Source organism: Snodgrassella sp. CS2 (genome assembly GCF_050310315.1).
Taxonomy (GTDB): domain Bacteria; phylum Pseudomonadota; class Gammaproteobacteria; order Burkholderiales; family Neisseriaceae; genus Snodgrassella; species Snodgrassella alvi_E.
This window is the reverse complement of sequence record NZ_JBNPBA010000001.1, coordinates 157,384-173,830: the sequence shown is the minus strand read 5'-3', so window position 1 is coordinate 173,830 and position 16,447 is coordinate 157,384. Positions and strand designations below refer to the sequence as shown.

At 43.4% G+C, this 16,447-nt stretch carries 21 protein-coding genes; 11 read left to right on the top strand and 10 right to left on the bottom strand.

Annotation, left to right across the window (positions count from 1 at the left end; genetic code table 11):
• Positions 1-4: 4 nt before the first annotated feature.
• The 6 genes from ACQP6D_RS00845 to ACQP6D_RS00820 all read right to left on the bottom strand — a co-directional run bounded on the left by ACQP6D_RS00845 (position 5) and on the right by ACQP6D_RS00820 (position 5,988).
• Positions 5-1,144, bottom strand: coding sequence for a DUF2213 domain-containing protein (locus ACQP6D_RS00845; RefSeq protein ID WP_427857212.1), 1,140 nt, complete (start codon positions 1,142-1,144; stop codon positions 5-7).
• Complete coding sequence (locus tag ACQP6D_RS00840; protein WP_427857211.1) at positions 1,134-1,943, bottom strand: phage minor head protein; 810 nt, start codon at positions 1,941-1,943, stop codon at positions 1,134-1,136. The genes ACQP6D_RS00845 and ACQP6D_RS00840 overlap by 11 nt, the downstream gene beginning before the upstream one ends.
• Positions 1,894-3,450 carry a DUF1073 domain-containing protein gene (locus ACQP6D_RS00835; RefSeq protein ID WP_427857210.1) on the bottom strand — a complete coding sequence of 519 codons (1,557 nt, stop codon included), beginning with the start codon at positions 3,448-3,450 and terminating at the stop codon, positions 1,894-1,896. The genes ACQP6D_RS00840 and ACQP6D_RS00835 overlap by 50 nt, the downstream gene beginning before the upstream one ends.
• On the bottom strand, positions 3,447-4,790 hold the full coding sequence (locus ACQP6D_RS00830) for a PBSX family phage terminase large subunit (protein WP_100152581.1): 1,344 nt from the start codon (positions 4,788-4,790) through the stop codon (positions 3,447-3,449). Before ACQP6D_RS00830 ends, ACQP6D_RS00835 begins: the two co-directional genes overlap by 4 nt.
• On the bottom strand, positions 4,783-5,304 hold the full coding sequence (locus tag ACQP6D_RS00825) for a terminase small subunit (protein ID WP_427857209.1): 522 nt from the start codon (positions 5,302-5,304) through the stop codon (positions 4,783-4,785). Before ACQP6D_RS00825 ends, ACQP6D_RS00830 begins: the two co-directional genes overlap by 8 nt.
• Before the next feature lie 327 nt (positions 5,305-5,631).
• Complete coding sequence (locus ACQP6D_RS00820; RefSeq protein ID WP_427857208.1) at positions 5,632-5,988, bottom strand: hypothetical protein; 357 nt, start codon at positions 5,986-5,988, stop codon at positions 5,632-5,634.
• 184 nt (positions 5,989-6,172) lie between these two features.
• Between ACQP6D_RS00820 and ACQP6D_RS00815 the strand changes: the two genes are divergently transcribed.
• On the top strand, positions 6,173-6,316 hold the full coding sequence (locus ACQP6D_RS00815; RefSeq protein ID WP_427857207.1) for a hypothetical protein: 144 nt from the start codon (positions 6,173-6,175) through the stop codon (positions 6,314-6,316).
• 304 nt (positions 6,317-6,620) lie between these two features.
• On the opposite strand, the gene ACQP6D_RS00810 is transcribed toward ACQP6D_RS00815, so the two are convergent.
• Positions 6,621-7,991, bottom strand: a complete 1,371-nt coding sequence (locus ACQP6D_RS00810; protein ID WP_427857460.1) for an AAA family ATPase — start codon at positions 7,989-7,991, stop codon at positions 6,621-6,623.
• Between the two features lie 381 nt (positions 7,992-8,372).
• Here ACQP6D_RS00810 and ACQP6D_RS00805 point away from each other — a divergent pair, with 381 nt between their 5' ends.
• Positions 8,373-8,546: a hypothetical protein gene (locus ACQP6D_RS00805; RefSeq protein ID WP_427857476.1), complete on the top strand. Its 174-nt coding sequence runs from the start codon at positions 8,373-8,375 to the stop codon at positions 8,544-8,546.
• A gap of 475 nt (positions 8,547-9,021) precedes the next feature.
• Here ACQP6D_RS00805 and ACQP6D_RS00800 read toward each other — a convergent pair whose 3' ends face one another.
• Positions 9,022-9,249, bottom strand: a complete 228-nt coding sequence (locus ACQP6D_RS00800; protein WP_427857206.1) for a transcriptional regulator — start codon at positions 9,247-9,249, stop codon at positions 9,022-9,024.
• A gap of 129 nt (positions 9,250-9,378) precedes the next feature.
• Here ACQP6D_RS00800 and ACQP6D_RS00795 point away from each other — a divergent pair, with 129 nt between their 5' ends.
• Positions 9,379-10,098 (top strand): S24 family peptidase, encoded by a 720-nt coding sequence (locus ACQP6D_RS00795; RefSeq protein WP_370470130.1) that lies wholly within the window; start codon positions 9,379-9,381, stop codon positions 10,096-10,098.
• A gap of 851 nt (positions 10,099-10,949) precedes the next feature.
• A complete protein-coding gene (locus tag ACQP6D_RS00790; protein ID WP_427857205.1) occupies positions 10,950-11,699 on the top strand; it encodes a S24 family peptidase in 750 nt (249 codons plus the stop codon).
• 120 nt (positions 11,700-11,819) lie between these two features.
• On the opposite strand, the gene ACQP6D_RS00785 is transcribed toward ACQP6D_RS00790, so the two are convergent.
• Both ACQP6D_RS00785 and ACQP6D_RS00780 read right to left on the bottom strand, forming a co-directional pair.
• Positions 11,820-12,332 carry a hypothetical protein gene (locus ACQP6D_RS00785; RefSeq protein ID WP_427857204.1) on the bottom strand — a complete coding sequence of 171 codons (513 nt, stop codon included), beginning with the start codon at positions 12,330-12,332 and terminating at the stop codon, positions 11,820-11,822.
• 10 nt (positions 12,333-12,342) lie between these two features.
• The gene (locus ACQP6D_RS00780) at positions 12,343-12,483 is read right to left on the bottom strand and encodes a hypothetical protein (RefSeq protein WP_367422512.1); all 141 of its coding nucleotides are present in this window, start codon (positions 12,481-12,483) and stop codon (positions 12,343-12,345) included.
• Positions 12,484-12,653: 170 nt separating this feature from the next.
• Here ACQP6D_RS00780 and ACQP6D_RS00775 point away from each other — a divergent pair, with 170 nt between their 5' ends.
• The 7 genes from ACQP6D_RS00775 (at position 12,654) to ACQP6D_RS00745 (ending at position 16,286) form a co-directional block, all read left to right on the top strand.
• Positions 12,654-12,806, top strand: coding sequence for a hypothetical protein (locus ACQP6D_RS00775; RefSeq protein WP_427857203.1), 153 nt, complete (start codon positions 12,654-12,656; stop codon positions 12,804-12,806).
• Between the two features lie 133 nt (positions 12,807-12,939).
• The gene (locus tag ACQP6D_RS00770; RefSeq protein ID WP_427857202.1) at positions 12,940-13,413 is read left to right on the top strand and encodes a single-stranded DNA-binding protein; all 474 of its coding nucleotides are present in this window, start codon (positions 12,940-12,942) and stop codon (positions 13,411-13,413) included.
• Between the two features lie 115 nt (positions 13,414-13,528).
• Positions 13,529-13,744 carry a hypothetical protein gene (locus tag ACQP6D_RS00765; RefSeq protein ID WP_427857201.1) on the top strand — a complete coding sequence of 72 codons (216 nt, stop codon included), beginning with the start codon at positions 13,529-13,531 and terminating at the stop codon, positions 13,742-13,744.
• Entirely contained in the window at positions 13,741-14,091 is a 351-nt protein-coding gene (locus tag ACQP6D_RS00760; protein ID WP_427857200.1) for a hypothetical protein, read from the top strand. The genes ACQP6D_RS00765 and ACQP6D_RS00760 overlap by 4 nt, the downstream gene beginning before the upstream one ends.
• A 21-nt stretch (positions 14,092-14,112) precedes the next feature.
• Positions 14,113-14,490: a hypothetical protein gene (locus ACQP6D_RS00755; protein ID WP_427857199.1), complete on the top strand. Its 378-nt coding sequence runs from the start codon at positions 14,113-14,115 to the stop codon at positions 14,488-14,490.
• 5 nt (positions 14,491-14,495) lie between these two features.
• Positions 14,496-15,704 carry a DUF2800 domain-containing protein gene (locus tag ACQP6D_RS00750; RefSeq protein ID WP_427857198.1) on the top strand — a complete coding sequence of 403 codons (1,209 nt, stop codon included), beginning with the start codon at positions 14,496-14,498 and terminating at the stop codon, positions 15,702-15,704.
• Positions 15,705-15,725: 21 nt separating this feature from the next.
• On the top strand, positions 15,726-16,286 hold the full coding sequence (locus tag ACQP6D_RS00745) for a DUF2815 family protein (protein ID WP_100140650.1): 561 nt from the start codon (positions 15,726-15,728) through the stop codon (positions 16,284-16,286).
• Positions 16,287-16,447 lie beyond the last annotated feature (161 nt).

Here is a 16,447-nt window from a genome sequence, read left to right as displayed (position 1 = left end):
CCTTTTATTTGAAACGATCGGTATAACTGTCGCTTTCGCTGTAAGAACAACCATCCATTGCCAGAGCAGATTTGCCGTTGTTATCAAGCAGCATTTGTACCATTGACTTATAAGCGCTCGGGTGTACACCTTTTGTACTGACTCCTTTCTGCTGCAATGCGTATGCATAAACCGCCTCTGCGCTATCCATGGCAACCATGCCGACTAACGGTTCGACTTCTTTACGTGCCTGCCACAACGCATTCAGCTGGGCTGCTACTTCCGCACGGATGGTGTCTGCATCCATAGCCGGCTTGTCTTTTTCTTTAGATTCTGACTCCTCGTCTTTGGCTTTAGGCAGGTCTTTCGATTCCTCCTCTTCGTCCTGCGCTTTTTGTGTGGAATTTTGTACCTCTTCCTCATCTTCGGCCTTACCGTCTTTTTCCGGCTCCTCATCCTTGCCTTTTGGGTCATCCGGTAAAGCATTGTCTAGTACTGCTTTTGTGATTTTCCCCAGTGCTTCAGCAGGAATATCACTATCCATGCCAAGAGAGGTTTTAACCGCATCAGCGATTTGGCTTAGTGCTCCGTTCTTTAGCTTCATCAAAAACTCCATTTGTGTTGGTAAACTGTCTGCAATAATGGCGTCTTTCCCTATCCGCCCGTGCTCAACCATTGCAACATGATTGCCGTGAATCTGTCTCATAACACCATCGTATTTTTGTCCTTTAAACTCGCCCGCCGTCATGTCGGCCGTATACGCGTATCCGGACGACAACTCGTTAAGCTTTTCACTTTCAATCAGTGCAATCGCGTCCTTGTCAAAAATGCGTAAGCTGGCATACACCACGTCACCGTCCATTTCAGGCGCGATAACTGTTCCAACCGTGATTTCGTTATGCGGTTCTTCCGCGCTTACGGGAGTGTGCTTCAGCAGTAACTGAACTCCATTAAAAGAAGGGAGGGCTTTTTTAAGCTCCTCCCTGTCCCGTAAAAGGTGGTATATCCGCTCCGGTTCCAGCCCTAAACGTTCATAATTTGGAATTTCATGCCCTAAATATGGGTTGACCGCTGCTTTGGTAATAATCGTTCGCTCTACGATTAAATGCCCGTTCCCATCAAATGAGCGCATGGACTTGTCCATCGCTATTGCTTTATCCGCCATCTGTTACTCCATCGATTATGCTTCGGCTAACACACCTGCAGTTAATCAGCTCACCGGGCTGCACCCATTCCCCATCCAGATACATGCCTTTATTCACGTCAAACACCTTGCCGTTTGCCTTTAGATGAGATGGCCTAGGCTTTCCGCTCGCGTGCGAATGCAGCCATATGGCTTTTGTAATGCCCAATTCTTGCCGTTTGGCTTTCTCAATAGCCGCATGGGCTTTCGCCCCCTGATCTCTGGCAATTAAATCTGCTCTGCGCACAGAAATTTCATAGTGTTTTTTCAGCTCTTTTGATAATGTGGAAAGGTCATATCCATTAGTAATACATTGCCAAACCTGACTTTGTACGCTCTCCAGATATTGCGACCCAATAGACTTAATCAGCCCCACATTGTTTTCTACGGCGGCCTGCAACGCATCACGCTGAAACTGAGTAACCTGAAAGCGTACCGTAAAGCCCGCTTTACGCATTTGTGCTTTTAATTGGCTTTCATAATTTGTAACGGTTTTACTAACGAATGCTTCCACGATTTCTGGCACTAAATTGTTTAACCTTTTCGACCAAGTGGTAGAAAGATAATCTGCAACATGTGCCACCCAATCAGCTACGCCATCCATAGCCATATCCGCTTTTTCGTGCTCGGCCTGCCGGCGAAACTCGGTTACCAGTGTTTCGCGAATGTCTTTTTCCATTTCATTCAGCAAACCAATAATGGCTTTTTTATAGCTTTTTCTGATGCCTGTATTAGGCCAGATTGCTTGCAGCGTATCCGGCTTCTTTCTGATTATCGCCATTACTTAAACCCCATTCTGGCGGCTCCGGCACATCTTCCGCATCAATGCCCGAGTAGTCTCCGTCCTCATCTTTTGCTAGGCGGGCGCGCACCTCTTCCTGTGAAAGCACACCAGCATTAATAAAGGCGCTGTCTCTTTCGGCCTTAACTTTATCGGTATTGGCCATCTGCTCGTCATTCAACTGTTCCAACGGATTAAACGTGAATACAATCTGCGGATCGATTTCGCCAAATAAATCAAGTTGTATCAGCTTTAAAACAGCGGTTAGCTGTGGCAATAAATAGGACTCCTGCATGCCTGAAATGTATTCATGGTATACCTGAATCTCGCCATCACTACTGGCATTAAGGCCGCTTGGGGTGATGCCCAGTAACTTAACCAACGGTGTGCGACTCGGTGCGGCCATCTGCTCTTGTGCCTTTTGCAGCAAATTATCCAAAGTAGATAAAGGAGTGTTGAACTGAAAGAACTCCTCTGCGTCCTTGTCCAAAAGCATTAGATTTTGGTTACCACGCAATTGCGCAAACAGCTTTGACCGCAATAGAAGTTGGGTAACGCCATCCTCACCCCCCGCTAGCGTATTACTCATATCCGTCTTAATGCCGGTTAACGAAAATGAGTGAATCAAATCGGATACGCTGTCGACGGTTCGCTGCCAACGTTCTACGTACGGCTGCATCAGCTGCAGCATGGAAATGCCGCCAAAGTTATACGCTGGCTTGAGCATATCCGGCACAGGCCGCATAACCAAAGTTAATAGCCGGTCATTGTGCACCTCTTCCCCCATAACAAACCATTTAGACGGCTTGAAAAAATCCGGAGCAGTAGCGTCATTGGCGTTATAGAAACTCGGTGTTGTCCATATAGGCTCAACCAATACCAGCTCTTTCAGGCAGCCTTTGCCAAGCGCTACACTGTTCATTAGCAAGGGAATGTCCTTCTTGCTTTCATGCCCCTTAATTTTGATAAACAGCTGGGAACGCCCGAAAATCATTTCGTTCTCAATATGCCGGCGCATCAAGTCTCTAATATTTAGCTCTTTCATGCGCGCCTCAATGCGCCTTAGCTTATCGTCGTACGTCTTATCATCGCCATCGTTAGCCACCTTAACCTCACCCCATGTTCTGGTCATCTCCTGTGCCGTAGCCTCATAAACACAGCGATAATCGGTCGATTGTGACATATTGGCCAAAGCTGGGTAGCCGATAAAGCTTGGATAGAAATGCGGCATGTTCGGGTCATAGACACTCGATATTAAGTTGCTGTCCTGTGCTATAGCAGGCCGCCTTCCAGCCGGCACAACACCTGCAGGGATATCTGCCAGCTGATAGCCGGTAGGATGAACGCCGCTTTTAGCCTGCATTTCATAGATCAGCGTCATCATCCGGTCACTTAATTGATTGCGCCGGCATGCGGCATCAATTTCAGCCTTTTTGAGCCGGTTTGCCTCTTCCAAAGCCTCCAGCTCGCGCGCTTTGATTTTGTTACGCTTCCAGAATTTCATCATAATCCATTCAAGATGTTAGGATTGATATTCAACCCGCTTGATACCGGAGCAAAGGCCATAATCAGGGCGTCTGCTCTGTTAGGCGAGGGAATGCCACGTTTTTTCATATCCTTTTTGCTTTCCACCTTTACCCGTCCGTTGCCGTCGTAATCGACCTGAGGGCGGCTTAGCTCGGCTTTGAGGTATTCAATATCCTTAATCCCCCCATCTAGGCTAATAAGCTCGTCAACGGGGTATTTATCGCCTTTTTCGACTGCTCGCCATGTTTTATAAAATCTATCTCTAACAGCCCACCACGCTTGCGCCTTGATGTTGGCAAACATGTCTTTGTTCTTTTTTGCAGGTAAATAAAGCGTATCCGGCTTGTAAACCTTGCCACCGGCATTAAACCCTACCGTCTGAATACGCCCTTTCTTACGGCTGAATTGCGCTTTGACGCCAGCACCTACCCCAATACTGTCAAATACAACCTTGTCAATATTGGCTTCCAACGCATCCTGATAGACTTTATCCGCAGAATAGATAACGTCTTGCCCGCGCCATTCGTCCATACTAAACACAATGGAACCGTGACGTCCGATTGTCGCGTTAGCGTCTTCCCCCTCGTCAGCAACATCAAAGCCTAATATGCGTTGCCCAGTAACGGGGATGCCAAGACGGGTATGGGCGTCAGTGGCTGCCTCAATCCATGCAGGCTTGATAATCGCCATCTCGCTATCCGCTACCGGCTCACCTAACCATATGTGCCGATACAGTTCATAATCCCGCTCCTTACACGCCAGCATTTCACCCTCAAGAACTGCAGGGAAATAGGGGTTGTCGTAATAGTTGGCCTTAATAACTATTGCATTTGATGGCGGATGAATAACAAAGCGCTGATGTGTATCATCCAGCATATTTTTAGGGTTATAGGAAACCCATATTTCACTTCCGGGCGTCCTAATGGTCGGTATTAATGTATCCCACATCTCCTTAGTGATGCTTTCAGCCTCCTCAACCCAACAGACACCAGCCCCTTCTAGTGATTTAATCTTGCCGGGGTCATTCTTAATCCCGAAGAAAATAAAATTCGTACCTGTACCGCGGTGGATAATGGTTGATTTCAGAACGTCAAACTCATCATCATAACCCAATCGGGATATGGTGTTAGAGAGCAGTTTATGAACTGAATCTGCAATAGAAAGCTGCAGCTCACGAACACAAGGAATGGTGGTTTTAGTCCGCCTTGCTACTTCAATAGCCATTTCGGCAAACGTCCACGACTTACTGGAGCCGCGGCCGCCGTAAGCCACCTTGTAGCGCGCAGGCTTGGCAAAAGGTGCAAAATGCTTGCTAATCATCAGCTTGCTCAAAAATAGCGCTAATCGGTCGTGTCTCAATCGTTATCTCTCCTGAGACAGACGATTTTTCGTTAAATGCCTGTACCGTTACGTGCTTACCTAACAGCTCAAGGTTTTTAACTTTATCAGGCCATTTGACCTTTTTAAGAATGTTCAGATCTGCCCTGCTGCCTAAAGTCTGCACATCCATACCGCTTAGCGTAGTTCTCCACACCTTCGGCCATGAGGTGACAGGCAATAAAGATCCGTCCGCTGCGAGAATATCTGCGATATCCATTTGGTCAATTTCAACTAGGCGCTTTAATACATAATCAGCATCAATTTTTGTACGCTCGCATCGTTGCTGCATCGCCTCGGCTAGCGCTTTTTCAATTTGAGGTTTTCTGAGGTTTTCGTAACCTACCGCACTAGCCGTTCGCTCGCTATACCCTGCCCTAATGGCGGCCTGTGTAGCGTTTAAATCTTTCGGATACTCCTGTACGAATCTCTTTTGCTTTTCAGTCAATCCGCCCATGGCGGAGTTGCCTCTATCCGTCATAGCGAACTCCATTAAAAAAGCCCATGCGCATGCATGGGCTAACGTTCATTTAATACTGTATTGCACAACTTAGTTGATTAAGTCTTGTGTATTGTAAGGTCAAGTTGCTAAGCACCCTAACGTACTTTGCCTTAAGGGGTTAGGCATCCCAACAACCAACCTGTTTCAAAAATATTAATGCCTTTTCTTTAGACGCGACTTAACCGCCAACTAAAGAAAAGGCAATGACCGGTGCTTTTACAAGGGAAGCATACCTATACTGTAAATTACATAGTAACTGTTTATGTGTTGAAGAGCAAGACCTTAGCCAAAGAAATGCCTAAATTTGTCCTGTTTCTGCATATATTCCCAAAACACACACAACGCCATTTCAACCTCTCTGCACCATGACGTGCTGTTGTTTCGTATGCGCTGATTTCGCTGCAGTGCTGACCGTGGCGGGCGCTTAAAATACGGGCTTGTGTACCCGTATTGTGTACGCAGGATAGCAAACGCTTTGCGCTCTTTTTCAGACATGCTACGCAGTACGTCTTTAACCATGTCAAACACCTCAGGCTGAAAACGCATAGCATAAACTTTTGGCTTTTTAGCATTCTCGCTATCGTTTTTGTAGCGCCATTCAACGCTTAAGCAATGCCCTTGTTTGACGATATCTCGCATTGCGCGTTCGTACGTTTTTATGACGTTTTCCGCTGTGTCTATTTCGCTTTTACTAACCATCCAGTGTATCTCCTGCCCGCGGTTAAAATCACATCAACTAGGGTGTTTTCGCTCATTCGGCTGCTTGGCGAATCACCAACCAGGGGTAAATCGAATTTCCAAACCGCAGGGCATCGTTTGCACCATGCACCACTCAACCCCTCCCCCTATAGGGGGAGAGGGGGCAGGTGGTGCAGTTGCTGGTGCAAAATCACGATTTGCCGGAAAAACTGCACCACTTAATGCACCATGCACCACTTCAAATGGTGCAACGCTATCAAATAAATGATTTATAGGCCTTTTATCTGCACCACTCGTGCACCACCACCCCGCACGTTTTACGATTTACAACTTACTGCACCACTTACTGCACCACGCACCCCTTTAAGTGGTGCAACCTACTCACACCTCGCCTCTGCGCTGTCATGTGAGCGCCACAAATCGGGAATTCCCACTGTCATTTGTGTCCTACCAAATCAACTCAGCTTTCTGCATACCGTAGCTCTGCCACCGTCATACACAATAAGCCATAGCCCTATAACCTTTATTGCTACAAACCGGGAATGCCCACTGCCATTCGCATCAACAAGGCTTTATAGAATTTCCAAACAGCCATTCTCTTCAAAGTAAGGGGCGTCATCCCCCGTACATAAAGCTTTTAAAGCGCGTCGTATGTGTTGCTTGCGCGTATCTCGCTTACCCGCAGGCGCCTCTGTGCGCGCCAAACACTCCGCGATCACCGCTTCGACTTCGATACCCGCAGATTGAGCCAGACCAAATTCGTTAACAACGGAAATAACGGTGCTTGTCCATTTCCCAGTACTGGCGCCCTTATTCGCTTTAGCAGTGCCATTAAGATCGGCAGGAATGCCGGCCTCAACAACAACACAGGATGTGATAATGTCTGCATCCTCATCCAGCCCCAAAGGTACAACCTCTAGCTCAAAACCAAACTCTCCATGATCGTCACCGTCTTTCTGTTTGGTAACGCGGGTAACCCGTCCTGACTCGGTCCTAATTACCTCAAGCTCCATATCTGCAGCGGCACGTAACCCAGACCAGCCGCGAGCACCCTTACTTGTGTCTTTGCCACTATGGTGAACAAGCAGCACCATCGCACCTAAGGCACGATTAAGCCCACGAAAATGGGCTAAAGCTTTACCTACATCTTCGCCCGCGTTTTCATTCGCGCCTGGCGTTACCTGCGCAAACGTATCGATAACCACTAAATCCGCACCACCCCAAGCTATAATGGCCTTTGCCACATCCAGCGCATCCACTTTCATGAGAAAGTTAGGGGCAACAGGGATTACCCCAAAAGGGACACCAGCGAGACTTATCTTATGATGCAGCTCGTAAGCCTTCAGGCGTTTACGAAATCCGCTACTGCCTTCGGCTGCTAAATAAACAACCCTGCTAGGCCTAACTTTGTGACCCCGCCAGCTTTTGCCGCGTGCGAGGGATAAGGCCATATCCGATACAAAAAAGGATTTACCGGAGCCAGATTCACCAAATACAACCCCCAAATCCGCTTTAGGCAAAACGCCTTTAATTAACCATGGCGTCGGGCTGCAGTCTGCAAAGTTTTCAGCGTCAACAACAGCGAATCGAGCATCGGCGCTGTCATCCTCTTCCTTGATACACTCAAATTCACTGGCTGACGCTATGTCAGGGTCAACATGTACACCTGATTCTTTAGCCAGTTTTAAAAGCAATCTGGCCGTTACAGGGGCGCCTTTGTTGTTGCCGAAACTTGTCCAGTGATGCAACAATTCCTCACTGCCCGGATAATTATCTGCTTGGCTTGACCACTCATCCCACAGGTGGAATCCTTCCGCCTCAGTTTCATGATGCAGGGCCATACCGACATTGATCCATTCCGGATACGGCATACTAGGGTCAAGCGCCTGTAAAATCTCTTCAAGCTGGTTCTCGCTTAAGCCAACAACAGGTTCAACCGCCATCAAAGGTTCGTCGGATTGCTCTGTTCGACGTTGCTTAAAACGAATATCGCAATACTCAATAACATCCTTGCTGACCGGCGCTATTTGTGCATCGGAGCCTATAAGGGCACATAAGGGCAACACGTCTTGCGTCACCGTTACAAAGCCTGAAGTGGAAAACACTTCAAAACCGAAATCGCCGGTAAGATCTTTAGCGTTGCCTATATTCCCTTGAAAAAAAGCACGTACGCCCTTTTTACTAGGAGAAAATTCCGCATATGTTCCGGAGACCAGTTCTTCGACTTTAGGGTTAATACCGCCATCGGCATCAACACAATTGTCAAAATCTAAGGCAACGATGTCACAGTTAGGCGTCAGTGCAAAACCGATACCCGCAGCTTTATGCCGCTCGCACGAAGCAACAGCTTCCTCAAAGCTAGCCAGCTGATTGATATCGGCCTGACAACCTTGACGCCCTCTACGACGACGTCCGGAAACGTAGTAAGGTATCTTGCGGGGTTTACTACCATCAACCTTGTGATATTTCCAGATAAGCCATTGGCGTTTGGCTCTTAATAATTTAGGTAGCTGTTGCATTCTGTTTCTTTCAGCTCATAGAGCAGTACACCATTAGTCGCCAAACCCCCAGACCTGTTCTGGGCTGGTGCACTGCTCTATGAGCACAGGTAACCGCGTTTGGCAGGCGGTGAAATAAGGGAAACTTATCTAGTTACTGCGCTTAAATGTAAAAAGAATTGGTCAATAGCAAAGTTAAGTGCAATGTATTCTTTGTCACCATGTGATTAACCTCTATCCATCTAGGGTAGAGTCAGTAGTCACTGAATGGAATAAAACGCTTGAATAACTTTTATTTCGTGTAGTAACGCACATAGTGTTTATCTGTATTTTTATCTTTATCGTTCAGAGTATTGGCCAATTGACCTAAACATCTTGCTTCGGGTCATAAATCCGTGTGCCTAGCCTCATATAGCATCTGGTTGTCAGTTCTCACTATTCAAGAATCTAAATTTTTGAATTGCTTTATCAGTCATTAGTAACTCCCTAATTCTGGCCAATGTTTCTCATAATCTAAGGGTCTTAGTTCTTGCCTTGTTACCGCACCATTAGTCACTATTTGAATCAGAGAACATTTATAAGGTGGAACCGGTTTTTTTCCTGATTTCCATAATGAGATATTAGAAGGGTGGTCTTTAATTGCATCTGCTAATCGCTTGGCTTCCCCCCTTGGCTCAGATTCCAGATAGGATTTTAAATCCATTTAGTTACCTTTTTTTAAAAATATTCCCTATTAGATAATTTTATTTTATCTAATTTATTATCTAAACGCAATTGTGCATTTTTAATCTTTTAAGTAAATTATTATCTAATTGATAATTTACTAAATAATATGAAACTCACATCCGAAATTAGACTTGAAAACTTGAATTTATTAATTAAAGAAGCTGGGGGCGTAACAGAACTAGCAAAAAAAGCCGGATATAAACAGCCGAGTTATTTGTATCAAATAATTAACCGCACACCTGTCCAAAATGGAAAAGCCAAAAATATAGGTTCCATAATGGCATCCAAACTTGAAGAAGCGATGAATAAACCGAAGGGTTGGATGAGCCAAGAACACCAGAAAAAAAACATGCCTAATGCTGTATATTTAGGAACCATGGAACCATGGAATAATTCGACACCTGTGGGGGAAGATGAAGTGGAAGTTCCGTTTTACAAAGAAATATGTCTATCAGCAGGTAATGGGTTTTCTGAGGATATTGAAGATTACAATGGGTATAGGCTAAGATTTGCCAGTTCTACATTAAAAAAGCACGGTATAAACCCTGAATGTGTTGTGTGTGTCACTGCGGATGGCGATAGCATGGAGCCAGTGATGCCTGATGGCACAACTATTGGAATTAATAAAGGAGATAAATCCATAAAAGATGGCAAGATTTATGCAATAAATCATGATGGGTTACTTCGTGTGAAGATTTTGAAAAAACGACCAGGCAATAAGTTATTAATTCAGAGCTTTAATTCATTGGAGTATGGCGAAGAAGAGGTAAATATTGAAAATATCAATGTTATAGGACGAGTTTTTTGGTGGTCTGTTCTAGATTAGAAAACTATTGATTTTATAGCCTACTGTAGTGAAATAAAGTGGAATTCTGTAGCAAAGTTGAAAAATGTAATTGATGAATAAGCATACCAAACTAATTTGTTTTGTGATTTGAAAAAATTGCTGATTCAAAATGATATTTTCACTTTAGAGTAAGAGCAATATTGCTTCACGTTGTACCACTAAAATTTAAAAAACATAAACAACAACTGTCCTAAAACGGACTTAAATATTGCGTATTTCTTACTAACCGCCTTTAGGCGGTTTTATTTTGTCTATCTATCGCAACATTTTTCTTTTCATAAACAACATAAATCCCTAAATAAGCTAAAAATAAATTTTTTAGATACAGTAAGATAATATTTTTTATTATCTTTTATATTCTTTTTTATTGCTTTTATATTATCTATTAGATAATATACATCCATCGAAGTAAAAAAAAAATTCACCGCACCGGCTCAGGGCAGCGGAATATAAAAGCCCGAGGCAAGTTAAGGAGCTTGCTGGCAAGCCGTTAAGCCTTAGCGGGCGGCCAGAACAAAACCGGTAAGCCGGTAAGGCTTACAGACAGACAAGTCTAAAAATCCAAAGAATTTATATGAAAGGAGAACGACTTCTAATACCAACTTACATAGCTTGTATCTATATCTATCTATATATAGATATAGTTTATTATTAAATATGTTCAAAAATCGCAGCCCATTTTTTAGAGTGGGCTACAGTTTTTTAATATTTAAAAGACGTTAATTTTTTTTATTAATATTCGCAACAGGAAAATTAGGAAATTATTAACAACTAGAATTTCATTAAAATTATACTGCCCAGCACTCACACATTTTTAGGATTTATATTTAATGAAGACAATTGAAGAAACGCGTGCAGCACGATTACATATTTTATGCACAAAATATGGTATTGAAAAATTAGCTGATTTAGCAAGCTTACACGTTAACACAATTGAGCACTGGATTAGTATTACAGAATATGATGATGTGAAAAGTATGACATCGCAGGATGCTCGACGGATTGAGGCTGCGTTAAATTTGGAAAGAGGATGGCTTGATCAGGCTGTCAAGCCTGAAGAATTAATTCCGTTAACAGCAGTACAACACCTAAATAGTGATTTGAGTTATCAACTTCAGCAACGATATAAGGAAATGCCTGATGATAAATCAAATTTTATTCAGTTTCAGTTATTAGATATTAAAGCTATCTTAGGCAAGGATTTTAATGATGCTTATAGATCGGACGTGCGTCTTGTAGACATCTCTAAAAAATGGGCATTCCAACATTTGGGATATAACATAGAACACATAGCGCTTATTACGGTCGTGGGCGATGCGATGGCCCCGACATTCTCAGATAGTGACGTATTGTTTATTGATACATCAATAAACAGTTACCAAAATGAAGGCGTTTACGTCTTTTTTGGACGCAACAACGCTTTGAAAGTTAAGCGCCTACAGCGCCTAATAAACGGCGACATCAGAGTAATAAGTGACAACCACGCATGCTACACCCCCGAAATTGTGGCAAAAGAGTATACGGACAAAATACGTATTTGTGGCAAAGTTGTTGCCACATGGTCTTTAAAAAGTGTTTAAAGGTCTAATAGATCCTTAATCGGATTTTTTAGATTGATACAATTTTTGAATTTAAAAAGCCAGCTAAAGAGCTGGCTGCATTATTTGGCTTAGTTTTAATATTATTATTTGACTCTGATTTTACGTGCTCAAATGATATTCAGGTAATTCTCCAGCAAATAAGGCTGCAAGATATTCAGATAATGTTAGTTTTCGCTCTTCAGGATAATGTCTGTCTGGGGTCATACCCATCATTGCCAAGGCAGACAAACGTGCCGGATGGGAAAGTAAACCAATTTCATCTGTATCATATTTAGTTGAATCCGCCAAATGATTTGCAATCTCTTCATCACTCATGCTGCCCATCTTTTTATACAACTTACAGTATAGGCAGTAGTTATCTTTTGCAGCCTGTGTTTTTGCACTAGGAGTATAAATGATTTGGATTGCAGTTATAACTGCTAAAAATATGCCAGAAAAAGTACCGTTAACTAAACCTCCTATACTTCCAATTGCTGTCATGCTTGATAGTATCAGGAAAAATGAAATTAACTTATCGATCCTACCGAAAAATTTATACATTAATTTTTCAAAGCACAAAGAATAAGCTACTTCAAGTTCTAAGTTTGGTCGGTTCTGTTCTGGGTTGAGCATTTATATTCCTTTACTTTTTGTTTGTACCTCCATTTTGGGAGGTGTTTGTTGGCACTGGAGCTGGAGATTTTGGCACATGTCCTTTAACAGATGATGGAGCTGGAGATTTAAGGGCATGGTCATAAGCCATTTTATTTTTATCATTACTCATGATAAGTACCTCTATTTGCTAGCTTGTTTTTAGGAAACTACATTCTAGCAGAAACCACATACTGAGTGGCTAAAAGAGTGACAGCTCGGAAAGACGGGCGATACGTCTAAGTTTAAAAAGCCAGCTATTTAGCTGGCTTTATTGTTTGGTTTTCACAAGGAGTAAAAATCATGGAAAAAATAGCTTTTTCAGTTTCTGTTGATAACTTATCTGAGATACAGGAGCAAGTCGAGCAGATTCAACGCCAATTAGCTTGGATCAATAATGAATTAACTGAATTAGATAAATATAAAATTAAAGTTGTTTTAGAGCCTGAATCTTAACAGAGGTAGACCTTATCTATTTTTACCTTTATTTGCTAGCTTGTTTTTGGGAACTACATTCTAGCAATTGCACAACGGCAGTGAGTGCCTAACCACCTGCCCCACCAAGATAAATTAACGGAAAGGAGATTTTATGTCAGTCAATAAGGTCATTTTGATTGGCCGTTTGGGCCAAGTACCTGAAACACGACGTACGGGTACAGGAGATGCTGTAACTAATTTTTCTCTTGCTACTGATGAACAATGGAAAGATAAAAACGGGCAAAAGCAGACTCGTACCGAATGGCACAACATTACGATGTTTGGTAAGTTAGGTGAGATTGCCAGTCAGTATCTGCGTAAGGGTGATCAGGTTTTTATTGAAGGGCAGATACGAAGTTCTAAATACAGTACTAAAGATGGGGTTGAGCGAACAGCCTATAACATTATTGCTGCTGAAATGAGGATGTTAGGCGGGCGCAATACCGGTACGTCAGATAGCAAAAGCGGTAAAGAGAGTGATAATACACTTGTTACCTCTTCAGAAAACGCTAAAAAGTCTGCTAAGCAGCAACATCAACCTAATCCACCTGTAGTTGATGATATAGATGATGATATCCCTTTCTAAAATACTAATTCTATCAGCAAATGGACGCGAGATATTTAATGTACAGATAGAAAGTTATGCCTTGTAAGAATAGCTAGGGTACAGGGAGCCCTTATCAAGAATGAGGGAGTTAAAGATGCGTAAGTTGATGACCACCATATTGGTGGCATTTTTTATGTCCGCTGTTCTCTCTATAAAGCCGTACCCACCCAAAAAAGCGGAGTGTACGGACCTTTGCTTAATGGAAGCCAAAGAGAATGCAGCAGGCAGAGAAGTCAAACGAATGAGGGAAATTATGGACAGCAAGGATTATGACCCTATGAATGCTGCAGTACTGGAGCCAGAGAAATGAATACTAGTAAAACTCCGTATAGCCACCTGACCGACGAAGAACTTCTAAGTTATGCAAGCCAGGTATCTAACAACCTTACCGAGTCGTATCTGGAAGTAGAGTTGCGTAAAAGGCTGGAAGAAAGGATGGGATATGTTAATCCTGATGACTTTAAAGAAACGCTTTATGACGATCTAGGTGTGTCCGAAGAAGAAATTACAGAACTGGTTGAAGCTTGTAAGGGGGATCTGCAAGGTGCTGTATCTGTACTAGAAACGCTGCAAAAGTACGGGTACGAAGACAGCGAAGAATTACAAGCGTGTCTGGATTTTATAGTTCAGGCACGCAATTTTTTTAATGGTAAGTAGGAAAAACAAGGAGCAGGAAAAATGACACTTGAAGCAAAGATCGACCGCACTAACGATTTATTAGCAAAAATCATGGATGTTCTTATCTCAAATAACGCTACACCCGCTAAAGGGAGTTCTAAAGAAGATATTAAAGAACCCACTCCTGTAGCGGAGGGTAAGTCAGATGAAGATGAAACCCCTAAAAAGACACCAGCAGCTAAACCTGCAGCTAATGTAACCGATGGAAACATCGCCTCTATTGAAGAGGCTAAAAGTGCATTTGTTGAACTGCTAAAAATCAAAGGTAAAAAGGAAGGAGTTGAGATTCTGCAAACCCTAGGGGTAAGCAAGTTACCTGATCTTAACCCCTCTCAGTATGGGGAACTTGTTCGGCTATGTAGGATCGCAATGGAGTAAGGAACATGCAACATGCAAGATTATCACCTTCATCTTCACACAGATGGATCAGGTGCCCGGGGAGTGTAGTCATGGAATCTAGTTACCCTGATGTTACTTCAGAGTATGCCGCTGAAGGTACTGTTGCACATGAAGTAGCCGCATATTGTTTGAACACTGGCACTGATGCATCTACTTGCATTGGGCAACGTAAGGAAATCGCCGGAACGGAGTTTATTGTTGATGACGACATGGCCAGACACGTACAAACATATATTGATTATGTTCGTACTCTCGGAGGTCAATTGTTCGTAGAACAAACACTTCCAATCTCCGATATCACGGGGGAAGACAATGCCTTTGGTACCGCTGATGCAGTTGTATTGCTCGATGATGAATTGGTAATTGTAGATTTGAAGTACGGGCGTGGAGTAAAAGTTGATGCCAACCGTAATGAACAACTTTGCCTGTACGCAGCTGCGGCGTTAGAAGAATATGCGCTAATTAATGAGTTTAAGCGAGTGCGATTGGTAATTGTGCAACCACGACTCAATAATATCAGTGAATTCGATTGTGATGCAAAAGGGCCAAAGAGTATCGAAAACTTCGTTGATCGCGCACGCGTTGCAGGAGGTAGAGCTCTTACCTGTTTGCAGAAAGGTACATCTTCTGATGATTTAAATCCGGGCGAGCCTCAATGCCATTTTTGTAAAGCAAAGGCGGATTGCCCTGCAGCAGCTCAGAAGGTTATGGAGATGCTGACAGAGGGTTCTGTTGACCTTGATCAGCCGGTATTGCCTCAGATTGAGCAAGCGCCCATACCCAAGGATGATAACGCCCTACTCGCCCGCAAACTGGCTGCGCTGGATTTTATCGAATCGTGGTGTACTGCGATACGTAAAACGGCTGCAGCTAAAATGAATGCTGGAGAAAGGATACCGGGCTTTAAGCTGGTTGAAGGACGACGCGGGGCTAAATCTTGGCGAAATGAGGAGACAGCGGAAGCAGTTCTTAAATCCATGCGCCTCAAAAAAGATGAGATGTATGTTTGGAAGCTCATCTCACCATCGGCACTTGAAAAGCTGTGCAAGGCAGGTACGGTTAGCCCGCGTCAATGGAATAAAGTGGCAGAACTCATTACACAAAAGCCCGGATCTCCGGCTATCGCTCCAGAATCAGATAAACGCCCTGCTCTCGTTATGGACGTGGCTGCAGATTTTGAAGCTTTAGTTTAACTTATATAAGGAATCATTATTATGAAATGTATTTTAAAAGGCGTACGATTATCTTTCCCCAATCTGTTTCAAGCCAGTAGTGTTAATGGTAGCGAGCCAAGGTTTGCCGCCAATTTTCTGATAGAGCCTGACAGCGAAAATGCTAAGGCGGTCAACACCGCCGTAGCCCAAGCAGCTAAAGATAAATGGGGGGCTAAGGCGGAGCTGGAATTAAAAAAACTAAGCGCCTCAGATCGTACCTGTTTACACGATGGAAATTTAAAAGATTATGATGGTTACGAGGGTAATTTGTATCTAAGTGCCAGTAATTCAGTTAAGCCGTTGGTGTTGGATAAAGATGCGAAAACGCATTTAGACTCTTCAGACGGTCGACCATATGCAGGTTGCTACGTTAATGCCATTGTAGACATTTGGGTGCAGGATAATAATTTTGGTAAAAGGATCAATGCCAGTCTGCGTGGCGTGCAGTTTGTCAAAGATGGTGATGCCTTTAGCGGTGGCGGAGCGGCCACAGAAGATGAGTTTGCCGATTTAGCAGTACCGGATAGCGACGCTGATGAAGATTTCAGTGATCTGATTTAACCCTATCAGAGCATCAATTATTGAAACAACCAGCTTTTAGCTGGATTTTTTTTAATGAATAGTGTTTAGCAAAAGCATTTAATAAATGAACTCGCCGCCCTTTTTTCAAGGGCGGTTTTACTATTCGGTTTATGTGGTGTTGCAGCATGTTTTGCTATTTG